Below are 13,116 nucleotides of genomic sequence, written 5' to 3'. Positions count from 1 at the left end.
GTCAACCGATCACTGCGATTGATGAACATTATTTTCGATCGCCGACGCTTACACTTCGCCGATGAACCCGATGGAGACTCCGCAGCGTGGTGTCTTCGGCTTCAGTGTTTTGAATCACGGATTGAAAAATTGCACGTCCGATACCCTCTAACGATTTCGCTAGTGATAAGCGTCCTATCGTTTGTATCGACGTCGCATGCGCAGACCAAACGGGATCTACCATCTTGGATCTCATCTGTGCCGGAACTCGATAACGTTTCCTCCGAGGAAACGGAAAACGATTTTATCAAGCTGATTCGCGAGTCCGATCTCGAGGACGAATCCGCAACTGTCATCAATCAAGAAAGCTCGGTCGCCCCATCGTCTTCATTGCGAGTCGATACGTCGGCAGTGCAACGTTTCCTGGCGAAGCGACAGCAACCGCTGGGTATTCCGAACGACTTCGAGCCTTGGTGGCAGTCGGTCGCGACAATCCCGCTGCATCTTTCACATAATTCAGTCCGGGTCGATGGCGACGCATTGATCCTTGAAGCGTTGCAGCACAGCTATCACATCGCGGCGCTGCGCGAAAACATTTGCATCGCCAATACGGGAATCACACGAGCGGCTTCGGAGTTTGATCCGACAACCTTTGTCGAAAGTAGGTTCGTGCGAACCAGCGTGCCGACCGGCAGCACACTGGACGCGGGCTCAGGCGTTGGTCGATTGCGTGAAGAAGACTTTCGAATCAACGGCGGTTTTCGCCGCAAGACGATCAACGGTGGCCAGTTCGAACTGGGACAACGCTTTGGCCTGCAAGACAGCAATTCACAGTTCTTCACGCCACAGCAACAAGGCAATTCGCGGCTCACGCTCAGCTTCAATCAGCCGCTGCTTAAAGGTGCCGGAACCACGGTCAATCGCAGTCTAATTGTGTTGGCAAATCTGGATACACAGGTCGCCAAACAACAGACCACCATCGGGATTCAGGATCACCTGCTAACGATTCAGGAGGCGATGTGGGGCCTGTATTTTCAGCGGGTTTCGATGTTGCTGCGTATCCGGCATTTGCAGCAAGCCTCGTCGATTCAAGAATGGTTGATCGAACGACAAGATCTCGATTCGATGGCTAGCCAAATCAAGCGTGCTGAGTCCGCCGTCGCATCGAGAACCGCAGAACTGTCTCGCGCTGCGTCGTCAATTCGAAATGCCGAGGATCGATTGCGAGCTCTCGTCAATTCGCCGCTTTTGACCGCCGATCGCTCGATCGAAATCATTCCGACCATACCACCGTCGGCTTCGCGAGTCCCAGTTCAGATGGAAGACGCGATTGTCACGGCACTGCAAAGCCGCAACGAAATCGTCGAACTCGGCTATGAACTTGACAGCGCCCGCGTGCGACTAAATATCGCTCGCAACGATCTTCTGCCGGCTTTGGACTTGGTCCTCGAAACCTACCTAAGTGGCCTCCGTGGCCGCTATGACATCAGCAACTCATGGATCGATCAGTTCAGTCGTGGTGAACCTAGCTACGCGGCGGGACTAAATTTTGAAGTCCCCGTCGGACGGAGGGCTGCTTGTGCGGACATTCGCCGACGACACGCTCAGATTCGTCAGCTTTCCAATCGCCTGAATGAAACGATCGCCAAACTCGAAAGCGAAGTTGCCGCGGCGGTTCGTGAAGTCGACACTAGCTATCGCGAATTGACAGCCCGCTATGTGGCGATGCAATCCGCCGGCCAGTATGTGGACTTTGTTGCCAACCGTTGGCGTGAACTACCGGGCGAAGGCTATTCGTCCAACGCGATGTTGGAAGACTTATTAGACGCCCAAGATCGGCTGCTCAATGAAGAAGTCGCTCTTGCCGATGCCCAGGTCGATTATGTGCTCAGCACAATCCGAATGAAACGCGCGACCGGAACTCTTCTTGAAATTCAATCTCCTATTGCCCCATAACCGTGTCGCACTCCGGTCGTTTTTTGGGTTTGGGAAGACATCTGTAACCTATCTTTTGGCTGATATTGCTAGGCAGTTTCGATTGACCTGCGTAGCGAAGCCTCCCGCAACTAGGTTTTACAGTTATCCAGGCCCCGTATGTCCATCTCGCGATACCGCCCCGCCTCGCTCGTATCACGCCTGATACCGGATTCGCGACTGACGCAAATGTTGCGCGTCGTGGGCATCCTAGCGATGGGTCTGCTTTCAAAATCGGTATTGGCGACGGAAATCGAAGGCTATGCCGAACCGTTTCGCATCATCGAAGTCGCATCAGACGAAACCGGCGTGATCGACGAAATGCTTGTTAACCTGGGTGATCAGGTTCGCCAAGGTGACCCAATCATGCGTCTACGCAGCGATATGCATGAGGCACAGCTGGCAATCGCCAAGCAGCAGATGTCGGTGACCGGGCGAAAACAGGCGACAGATGCGGAAGTCGAATTGACGCAATTGAGACTAAAGAAGATCCGTGATCTGCAAAGCACCGGGCACGCTCGAGTCGCCGAAGTATCGCGAGCGGAGAACGAGTACAAAGTTGCCGTCGCGAACCAAACGTCCATCAAAGAAGAACTCGAAACACGTCGACTTGAACACGAACGGTTGGTTTCACAACTGGCCCGCCGAACCCTTCATGCCCCATGTGATGGCGTCGTTACCGAAGTCCATCGCGAACTGGGCGAATTCGTCGCGCCAAACCAGCCTCAAATCATCACGCTGGTTCAAATCGATCGTCTGCTGGCCAACTTTGCTTTGATGCCTTCCCAAGTATCAACGCTATCGACCCATCAGCCCGTGCGAATTCGATTCAACGATTCCAATTCTCAGATCCAAGGAACCGTTCACTTTATCTCGCCGGTGATTAACGCCGAAAGCGGTACCATTCTCGTCCAGGTTCTTATTGATAATGGCAACGGACGATTCCGCAGCGGCGAACGTTGCACCATCAAGCTCAAGGACTGATTCATCGTGGGCTTAGGAACCGGCACCGATCCGTCGAGCACATCACCTAGCGTTGTGCCATTGATCCCTTCAAGGACTGAAGAAGATCTGCCGACGGAATGCCCTGTCCCTACGTGGGCATCGGATCTTGCCGATCTGCTGTCGGATCATCAAATCACGGCAGAACTGGCGTTGGTTTATCAACCTCGCAACGATAACGCCCCGGCCACCGTCTCGACCATTGCTTCGTTGTCAGGTTCCAGGACTCGCGAAATCGTTTCATCGAATCGACTTGGACAGCAGTTGCTGGTTGCTTGCCGACAATCTGCATCCGATGGGAACCCGCGCCAGCGACGCGAGCTTTCACATCACTTGGATTTTTTCGCCATCCCCATTGTCCCGGGCGATTCATATAGCCCCGTCCTCGGCCTGATCAGCAAAGCTTGCGAACGACCAGAACAGCGGAAACTCGCTGTCCAAGCCGTCGCCATCCGTATCGGTCAACAGCGGTTAAAAGCGGAAGCCGAGGGCGAAAAACAAATCGCCGAGGCGGCAGCCGCGATCAATGAACTCGCCTCCAAAGCATTGCAAGAATCTTCGCTATCATCCGCAGCCCAAGTGATCGTCAGCGAGCTTTCCCGTCACCTGGATTTGCCACAGATATTTCTTGGGTATCGCAAATCCGAAACTACCGGTTGTGAACTGTTAGCAGCCAATGACACCAGCCAACTCGATCAATCCGGCCAGAACGCGGACCTCATCCGAAACGCGTTTGATGAAACCCTTTTGCTCGGCCATTCGACAGTCCACAACGCAAGTCGACCAACTGACAACGGATCTTTAGAATCACTGTCTCGGCAGACGAATCATTCCGTCATCGCGATCCCCATTGCGAAAGAAACTGAACCTGCCAATGCGGTCGTTGTCGCTACTTGCAACAGTTCGGAACAAGCTGACTTCGCAAGCCGCTTTGTTAATGCGGCCGCACCCATGTTGTGCACCGTACTGGATGCGGTGACTCGAAAACATCGCCGGGTACGCTTTGATCTTTTCGCATCAAAACTTCGAGAACGACAAACCATTATCGCGGTCGGCATTATGGCTTTGATAGTCGCCGCGATGTTCGTTCCGGTTCCATACCGGGAAACCTGCGATGGCGTTGTCGAACCTGAGCAAAAACGGTTTGTCGCGATTCCCTTCGATGCGACGCTTCTGAAATGCGAAGTCAACCCGGGTGACACAGTCAAGGTTGGCCAGACATTGGCAGTGCTTGAAGATCGTCAACTGAACTGGCGTTTGGAATCTCTTCAAGCGGATTACCAGAAGGCTCAAAAAACGAAAGATGCTGCCCAAGTGGCACATGACTTTGCGAAGCAACGTATCTCCGAATTGGACATGCAAAAGGCGAAGCTCGAAATCGAGTTGCTACAACATCAGTTGCATGAACTTCAGATCCGCAGCCCGATTGATGGAATCGTCATCGCTGGCGACCATCAACGCAGCCAAGGCGTTCCGGTGAAAACCGGCGAGACACTGTTCGAGATCGCTCCGTTAGACAGAATGACGATGGAGTTTTCGATTGACGAAGAAGATGTTCGTAACATCGTCATCGGCATGAATGCGGAAATCCGATTGGATGCACTTCCCAACCAACGATGGGAAAACCCAATCCAATCGATCAGTCCACGCAGCGAAATTCGCGACGGACAGAATGTCTTTGTTGGTGAATGTGATATTCCTGAAACCGACATTGCGGTTCGACCAGGAATGTCTGGTCGAGTCCGGATCGATTGTGGAAAACGCCCACTGGGTTGGGTCTTATTCCATGGTCCCTATGAAGCTGTCTCACAGCGATTGTGGTGACCCACTAGGTGACCGATCCGATGCAAATACAATCAGCCCATTCATCAATTTCGCGCGATGGCGAACCGGCTCCGCACGATCATTTCGGCAGCGACGAATCAACCTCTGTCGTTCAACTGCGGTCGGATCTATCAACCAAAGTCGAACAGAGCGCGACGGGGGTCTGTGTCATTGTCGAAGACCTATTGGCCGACAAGTTTTATCGACTCGGTAAAACCGAATTTGCGTTCGCCCGACTGCTGGACGGCCGCAAAACACTTTCAGAATGCTACGCGGAACTGACAGTCCTTTACCCGGAACATTCGCTGCGATTCAGTGATGCGACTGAACTTTGTCGCTGGCTGATCGAAAACGATCTCGCCCATACGGCTAGCTCCAAATCCTCGAAACGATTTGTCGAATCGCGAAAGAAACGCCAAATCAAATCGATCAAGGAACGAAGCAACCCGCTGTCAGTCAAGTTCAATCTTGTCTCGCTTGATTCAATCGCGACACAACTGAACCGCTGGATTGGCTGGTGTTTTTCACCTGCAATGACATTCCTTTCCTGCCTGTGGATGCTCGTCGTCTTTGGCATGGGATTGCTTTATTGGGATACGCTCGGTGCGTTCGATCAGTTTCGCATCAGTGGTTCGACTGTCATGTTGATTGCCGCGACCACCGTCGTCCTAAAAGTTGTCCATGAACTGAGTCATGCGATCGTTTGCAAGCGATATGGCGGACGAGTTGGTCATTTGGGAATCCTGCTGATTTTGTTTGCGCCATTACCATTTGTTGATGTCTCGTCGGTTTGGAGATTCCGTTCTCGCCTACAACGGGTGCACGTTGCCTTGGCCGGTATTTACACCGAGCTTTTGATCGCGTCGCTGGCTGTTTGCTTGGCTTTCTATACCGATCAAGCATTGATTCAGTACGTGTGCTCGTGTGTTGTCATTTCGGCTGGGGCAATGACATTGCTTTTCAACGCCAACCCGCTGATGCGTTTTGATGGCTACTATGCGTTGACAGATCTACTGGGTTGGACCGATTTGCTTGGCGATTCACAGAAACGGATCGGGCAACTGACAAGGCGATTTTTGTTTGGGGATACGATCGACCAGGATTCCCATACCGCCTCGCAACGACTCCTTTTGACGGTCTACGGTTTCGCGGCATGTAGTTGGAAGTACCTGATCTGCACTATTTTGCTTGTCACCGCAGCGAAACTATTTCATGGTGCCGGATTGATACTGACATGCTTGGGTATCGTCGCTTGGATCATCCGTCCGTCGATTCGCGGTTGGAATACCTTTCGACGGCGTCCGGTGCGTGACCAAAGACGTGCAAGCGTCATCATTGGCGGTTGTCTGATCGCGACGACCTTGGTGCTGTTGATTGGTCGATCGCCCATGTCAATTAAATCACCCGCCATCGTTCAATACGCCGGTGAAGACACCGTTCGGGCGGAAGTCGATGGCTTCATCGATACGATCCATGCCCAACCGGGAAAGGTCGTCAATGCGGGTGACATTTTGATGACGCTTCGCAACCCGTCGTTAGGAATCCAAGCCGACCAACTTCGTATCGAAATCGATCAGTCCGACTTGGAAACACGCCGGCTTTTATTGCAAGGTTCGCATGCGGCTTCGCAAGCCAAATCGGCGCGATGCGAAGCGTTGCGTGAACGACTAAAGGCAACGCAACAACAGCTTGACGCGTTGGAAGTTCGCGCCCGTCATCGTGGCGTTGTGGTCGCGCGAAAGCTTTCCGAAAAGGCCGGCACCTATGTTCGCCAAGGTGACGAGTTAATGATCGTCAGCCAAGACGGTCATAAAGAGCTACGTGCGTTAATCGCACACACCCATGTCGAATCCTTGCAAGCCAAGTTGGGACAGACGATCCGCTATCGCGTTGCAGGGCACCCGACCGCCGAGGGAATCCTCCAGAGAATTAACCCTCGCGCGACGGAACACTGCCAGTTTCCAGAGCTACTGTCTATCAATAGCGGCCCGATGATGGTTCGAATTGTCCCCGATGCAGATTCACCACGAGACCGAAACCGACTTGTCGAACCGCATTTCGAAGCGGTCATTTCAATCCCCTCTGCCGTATCGATCGATCTGCGTAGCGGATTGCGTGGATCGATATCTCTCGGACTCGATCAACAAAGCTTCGCTCGACAACTTCAACAGCGATTTTTCGATCTCTGGTAGGCACACCATCATTGCAGTGAAACACCAACCCCCAACGGGGCGGCAGCAGCATTATCGGCAATATTGCGTCGCGCCAATCATGACGATTTTTCGCCGACTGTTTTCGCTCAACGGCAGTTGCGTTGTCCAGAACCGGCCAAATCACTGCATTTGCCAAGTGATGACTTAGATTTTTTTGTCCCTAAGTTTTCACTGGGATCAGCGTTTCGAATTCAGATTCTTCGGATGAACACGTCTAGCCTTCAATCTTCTCCCATTACCCCGGCAGCCGCTTTTAGCGGACCCGCTACCGGTGTAAGCAGTGTGAGCCGTCCGTCGCCGGACACGAAGCCTGGGCGAGTTATGATCGTCGACGATGAACCGATCAACATCAAACTGATTCAGAAGTTTCTCAAAGGTGCTGGCTACAACGATTTCATCACCACCGTCGATTCACGCGAAGCGATTGATCTGATCCATCAGCAATCGCCCGACATCTTGATCTTGGATGTGATGATGCCGCACGTTTCGGGCCTGGAAATTTTGGCTCAGGTTCGTGCAGACAAAGCGATCTCGCATTTGCCAGTGCTAATCGTGACGGCTTCGACCGAAGAAGAAACCAAGATCGAAGCGTTAGAGCTGGGTGCCACCGACTTTCTGCACAAACCGGTTAAACCGACCGAGCTACTGCCTCGGGTACGAAACGCGTTGGTGGTGAAAGAACATCATGACCAAATGGTGGCCTACTCCAAACGATTGGAAGCCGAAGTAGCGCAGCGGACCATGGACCTCGTCCAGTCTCGCGAAGAAGTCATTCAGGTCCTCGCTTGTGCTGCCGAATATCGAGACAAAGAAACCGGCAATCACGTCATTCGTGTCGGGCGATATGCCGGCTTGCTGGCACGACAATTAGGTTGTGCTGAGTCAGATTCCAAATTGATCGAACTTGCTGCGATCTTGCATGACGCAGGTAAGATCGGGATTGCCGATTCGATCTTGTTGAAACCCGGCAAACTCACCGAAGAAGAATTCGAGTTGATGAAGCGTCACTGCGAATTCGGCGAACGGATTCTTAAAGCGCAGCCCGTCGACTACGGGCGCAACCTTCTGCGCCAACACGGAAGTTCGACCCGATCACCGGTTCTTCGGATTGCCGCCGTGATTGCCCGTTCTCATCACGAACGCTGGGACGGTTCTGGCTATCCCGATGGCCTTGTCGGTGACGAGATTCCCTTGGTAGGCCGTATCACGGCAGTCGCCGATGTCTTCGATGCGCTCAGCAGTAAACGTTGCTACAAAGATGCGATGCCGATCGAAAAGTGCGTCGACATCATGAAAAGCGAACGCGGCAAACACTTTGACCCCAAAGTACTTGACGCCTTCCTCGCAGCCATCGACGAAGCCACCGAAATCGCGACGAACCTGGCGGACTAGATCGGCGGACTAGATCGGCGGACTAGATCGGCGGACTAGATCGGCGGACTAGATCGGCGGACTAGATCGGCGGACTAGATCGGCGGACTAGATCGGCGGACTAGATCGGCGGCTGCCAGTTGATCTGGAATTGAAACGCGGCCGATAAAAGCCACAGTCCGCATCAATAGCCGTAGGCTGATAGCGTTTGGTAAGCGATCAAAGCGCCGCCATAAGCGAGCAGCGTCATAAATCCAAACTGAATCGCGGCCCACTTCCAACTGCCGGTCTCGCGTTTGGTTACCACCTGTGTTGGCAAACACTGCATCGCGAGCACGAAGAAGACCAACAGGCTAATACTGGTCGCGCTTGAAAACACAGGACTTCCATCGGCATTTTTCTGACGCCGCAACGTTTCGATGAGACCAGCGTCTTCGTCTTCGGCACCTTCTTCACCTAAGCCATAGACGATCGATAAAGTTGACACGACGACTTCGCGTGCCGCGAACGAGGTGACAATACCGACATCAATCTTCCAATCGAATCCTAGTGGTGCAAACACCGGTTCGATGACTTTGCCAACACGTCCTGCGATCGAGTATTCCAATTGAGCGGCGGCTTGATCCAGTTCGTCGCTTGGCATTTGATCTGCTGGCAACTTTGGATACGTCGCGAGCGCCCAAAGAACGACAGAGATCAACAGAATGATTGTCCCTGCCTGACGTAAGAAGACGACAGCACGGTCCAGGGTGGTCAAAACGGCATTTCGAAAACTCGGAAGACGATAGCTTGGCAATTCCAAGACGAGTGGTGCCGCTTCACCAGGAACCAATGTTTTCTTCAGCAGAAATGCCGATGATAGAGCCGCGATGATCCCCAACAGGTATGCCGCAGCAAACAACAGCGAGGCTTTCAGCGGATCGTCACCAAACAAAAGCGCCGTTACCATCACATAGACCGGCAAACGGGCAGAGCAGGTTAATAGCGGTAGCACCAGAATCGTCACCAACCGGTCACGCCAATTTTCAATCGTTCGCGCAGCCATGATCCCGGGAATCGCACACGCATGCGCCGAAAGCATCGGGACAAAAGCCTTTCCAGGTAGCCCCACACGGCGCATGATCCTTTCCATCACGAACGCCCCTCGGGCCATGTACCCGGAATCCTCCAGCAACGTGATCACGAAAAACAGGATGCAAATCTGAGGCAAGAAGACGACCACACCGGCGGTTCCGCCAACGACGCCATCGATGACCAGACTACGAAAATCCTCGAGCGGAAGCATCGCGACAACGATCGATGTCACGCCCGCAATCGTTGCAGTCACTCGATTCCATTTGGTCTCATTCAACCAATATGCCAGCCCAAATACAGCCAGCGAACTGAGCACCACTAGTGGGTAATACGCCCATGACGAAACGGTCTCACTGGGCAGCACTTCACCAAGCCAATCGCCGATCAGGCCAAAACCGGATTCGATCGCTCCCATCGGCATGTCCGCCAATGAAAAGATCAGGAAGAACACGCCCAACATGACTGACACTAGAGCCAGCAGTCCAACGTTCGGCGAAGTCAACCAACGATCCAACCAATCCAGTTGTGACTGGCCTTTGTTTCCTTCCCGGACTGACTGACCAGCAATCTGATCGGCCCAATCAAAGCGAGCCGCGAAGGCGCAGCCTTTACAACCCGCGACGCAGGATCCACGGGCGATCGGAAGGTTCTTTTCCGCCGGTTTGGTTAGCTCATAAATCGCTTCGCGAAGTGCCCCAAGTCCGCGACCTTTGCGAGCACTGACCCCGACGACAGGACATTCGAGCCGCTGGCTTAGCGATTCAAAATCGATTTCAGTTCCGGCGGCTTCTGCCGAGTCCACCAAATTGACCGCAACGATCGTCGGCAGGTTAAGCTCCAGAATCTCGCTGGCAAGCACCAACGTGCGTGAAAGGTTGGTCGCATCGACAACAACGACAACGGCATTGGGCTTTTCGTGCAATCGCCCCGTCAGTTCGCCGCGGATACTGCGCGCCGCTACATCCTCTTCGGGACTGGCCGTTTGCATGCTGTACAAACCGGGCAGGTCGACCAGTTCGACGGTTTGTGACGCTTGGCATCGCGAGTCCGAATCGACTGCAGAAACGTTCAGAGACGCTTTTCGCAGGTCGACCGTGATTCCCGGATAGTTGGCAACCTTGGCCCGCATGCCGGCAAGGGCATTGAATAATGAAGTCTTGCCGACGTTGGGGTTACCGACCAGCAAAACGACCGGTGGAACTGACGCGTGGCTATTGGCAACTCGCTTCGGTTCATCATGTGAACCGAGGGTTGGCAAGAAAGAACTAGTCAAGTCATCTGCTCGTGAAGCGATGGCAGATCACGACCAAGTCACGCCGTAAGATTCCTCACCCGCGATCGATGTTTCGACAGGCGAGACGGAAATCAAAGAGGCGAGTTGTCGCGAAAGGCCGATTCGTGAATTGCCTAGCTGCAGCACCATGGGATCGCCTTGGCCGACCAGTTCCAAGACACGACCGGTGCAAATCCCGAGTCGCTTCAAGCGAATCGCATTCTGCCCCGATGCATCGACCTCGACACATTGGTACACGCCTTTGCTCGCCGCTGCTAGAACGCAGATGGTAGGTTGGACGGAGGCCATAGCAGTGGAATCCCACGAATCATGGACTTAGAAATTGAGAATCACTCTCAATAGAATCGCCGCCAGAACGGCCGCTGTCAAGAGTGTCATTGAAGCACAGACCGTACAGCCTCAATGATCCACTCTACCCACAGCCCCTCCACAGAGGCATTGCTGCCGCCAAAAACCACGCCGAAGTAAAACCAGGCGAGCATCAGGATTTCGAGTACGAAGAAACGAGTACCGGCCGAGGCCTGAGTACGAGTACGATTTTGAGATAGCCCAGTCGTACTCGTACTTCAGCGAAGCGGTACTCCTACTCGTACTCGACAAACGCCAAACACCACGACGAAGAAAACCAAGCCCCCCCGGGACCCGAGTACGAAGAAACGAGTACCGGCTAAAGCCTGAGTACGAGTACGATTTTGAGATAGCCCAGTCGTACTCGTACTTCAGCGAAGCGGTACTCCTACTCGTACTCGACAGCCTCCAAACACAACGCCGAAGAAAACCAAGCCCCACCGGGCCCCGAGTACGAAGAAACGAGTACCGGCTGAAGCCTGAGTACGAGTACGATTTTGAAAAAGCCCCGTCGTACTCGTACCTCAGCGAAGCGGTACTCGTACTCGACAGCCGCCAAAAACCACGCCGACGAAAAACCCTCCAAGTCCCCCGGCTGACCGTCGGCGCACTATGCTGTACCCCCGACCGATGCCGCAGATTTCCTGTCTGCGGCATTGAGCCAGCCTCAGCCTGCGCTGACAAAAAAATCCCTTCTCCGGCTCCCACCAACATTTTTGCACTCGCAATGCCCGCATCTAGATTCACTCGCCGTCAATTCGGACTGCTATCCGGAAGCCTTGCAGCAGGATTGATCAGCCGACCTTCCTTTGCCGCCGAAACGGGGCCATTGGAAACCTTCGTCCCCTGTCGCGCTGTCACTCGTGGCCCCAAAAACCACTGGTTTGGCTATTACGACAAACGAGAATTCGATCCAACCAACTCGTTGATCCTATCGAACGAAGTTGACTTCGAAGGCCGCTCCCCAACCGGTACCGATCGAATTGGGGTCGGCTACGTCGATACCGACAATCACGATCAGTGGATTCCGATCGGCACTAGCGGTGCTTGGGGATGGCAACAGGGCTGCATGCTGCAATGGATCGGAAACGATGGCAAACAGGTTTTATGGAACGACCGCGAAGGCGATTCCTTCGTTTGTCGCATCTATTCCACCGAGACAAAACAAGTGCGCACGATTGGCATGCCAATCTATACTGTCGCGCCGAATGGCAAGTTTGGCTTGTCAGCAGACTTTCGCCGTATCGACAATCTTCGGCCTGGCTATGGATACGACGGACTCGCCGACCCGAATGTCCACGATCGGGCTCCAGAGGATTCAGGAATCTGGCGAGTCGATCTCGAAACCGGCGAAGCCAAACTTATCTTGTCACTTGCCGATGTCGCATCGATTGCTTGGCCGGATGGTGATCTTCATCAAGAAGCTTGGCACTACTTCAATCACCTTCTTGTCAGCCCCGACAGTCAGCGGTTCATCGTCCTCCACCGCTACCGCCCTGAATTTGATCCCGCCACGTTGCAGTTCAAAGGCAACTTCGTCACCCGGATGTTGACAGCAGACATCGACGGAAACGACAGATACGTGATTGACCCTTCAGGCTACACGTCGCACTTCATTTGGAATGGAAACGACGCGGTCACGATGTGGACCAAACCCGCCGGCCAAAAGAACGGCTTCTACGATTTCATCGACAAGACCGATCAAGTCAAACCGATTGGACAAGACAAGATGCCTAGCAATGGCCACAACACTTACCTTCCAGCTCCCTATCAGGACTGGATCTTGAACGACACCTACCCCGATCGCGAAACAAGCCGCCAAACGGTTTACCTGTATCACGTGCCAAGTGGTCGCCGTTTTGACCTGGGGCATTTCCCATCACCGAAGGCATACCGCGGCGAATGGCGATGTGACACTCATCCTCGCAGTAGCAATGACGGCACCAAGGTCGCCATCGACAGTCCCCACGATGGTGGCAGGCAGGTCTACTTGCTGGACATCGCCGAGGTAGTCAACTCGATCTAGTCATTAACGCT

Annotated in this window: 8 protein-coding genes; 6 read left to right on the top strand and 2 right to left on the bottom strand. The window is 53.6% G+C overall.

The window, feature by feature from the left end:
- Positions 1-237 precede the first annotated feature (237 nt).
- The 5 genes from LOC67_RS27525 (at position 238) to LOC67_RS05055 (ending at position 8,384) form a co-directional block, all read left to right on the top strand.
- Positions 238-1,935 carry a TolC family protein gene (locus tag LOC67_RS27525; protein WP_230261417.1) on the top strand — a complete coding sequence of 566 codons (1,698 nt, stop codon included), beginning with the start codon at positions 238-240 and terminating at the stop codon, positions 1,933-1,935.
- A 138-nt stretch (positions 1,936-2,073) separates the two neighbouring features.
- Entirely contained in the window at positions 2,074-2,937 is an 864-nt protein-coding gene (locus tag LOC67_RS05070; RefSeq protein WP_230261416.1) for an efflux RND transporter periplasmic adaptor subunit, read from the top strand.
- 6 nt (positions 2,938-2,943) lie between these two features.
- Positions 2,944-4,779, top strand: a complete 1,836-nt coding sequence (locus LOC67_RS27520) for an efflux RND transporter periplasmic adaptor subunit (RefSeq protein WP_230261415.1) — start codon at positions 2,944-2,946, stop codon at positions 4,777-4,779.
- A 20-nt stretch (positions 4,780-4,799) separates the two neighbouring features.
- Positions 4,800-6,971, top strand: coding sequence for an HlyD family efflux transporter periplasmic adaptor subunit (locus LOC67_RS05060; protein WP_230261414.1), 2,172 nt, complete (start codon positions 4,800-4,802; stop codon positions 6,969-6,971).
- Positions 6,972-7,196: 225 nt separating this feature from the next.
- Positions 7,197-8,384: an HD-GYP domain-containing protein gene (locus tag LOC67_RS05055; RefSeq protein WP_230261413.1), complete on the top strand. Its 1,188-nt coding sequence runs from the start codon at positions 7,197-7,199 to the stop codon at positions 8,382-8,384.
- Positions 8,385-8,547: 163 nt separating this feature from the next.
- Here LOC67_RS05055 and LOC67_RS05050 read toward each other — a convergent pair whose 3' ends face one another.
- The gene (locus LOC67_RS05050) at positions 8,548-10,710 is read right to left on the bottom strand and encodes a ferrous iron transporter B (protein ID WP_230261412.1); all 2,163 of its coding nucleotides are present in this window, start codon (positions 10,708-10,710) and stop codon (positions 8,548-8,550) included.
- 27 nt (positions 10,711-10,737) lie between these two features.
- Positions 10,738-11,019, bottom strand: coding sequence for a ferrous iron transport protein A (locus LOC67_RS05045; RefSeq protein ID WP_230261411.1), 282 nt, complete (start codon positions 11,017-11,019; stop codon positions 10,738-10,740).
- Between the two features lie 787 nt (positions 11,020-11,806).
- Between LOC67_RS05045 and LOC67_RS05040 the strand changes: the two genes are divergently transcribed.
- Entirely contained in the window at positions 11,807-13,105 is a 1,299-nt protein-coding gene (locus LOC67_RS05040) for a hypothetical protein (RefSeq protein WP_230261410.1), read from the top strand.
- Positions 13,106-13,116 lie beyond the last annotated feature (11 nt).

The organism is Stieleria sp. JC731, assembly GCF_020966635.1.
GTDB lineage: Bacteria > Planctomycetota > Planctomycetia > Pirellulales > Pirellulaceae > Stieleria.
The sequence above is the reverse complement of the archived record's forward strand: the minus strand, read 5'-3'. Positions and strand labels throughout refer to the sequence as shown.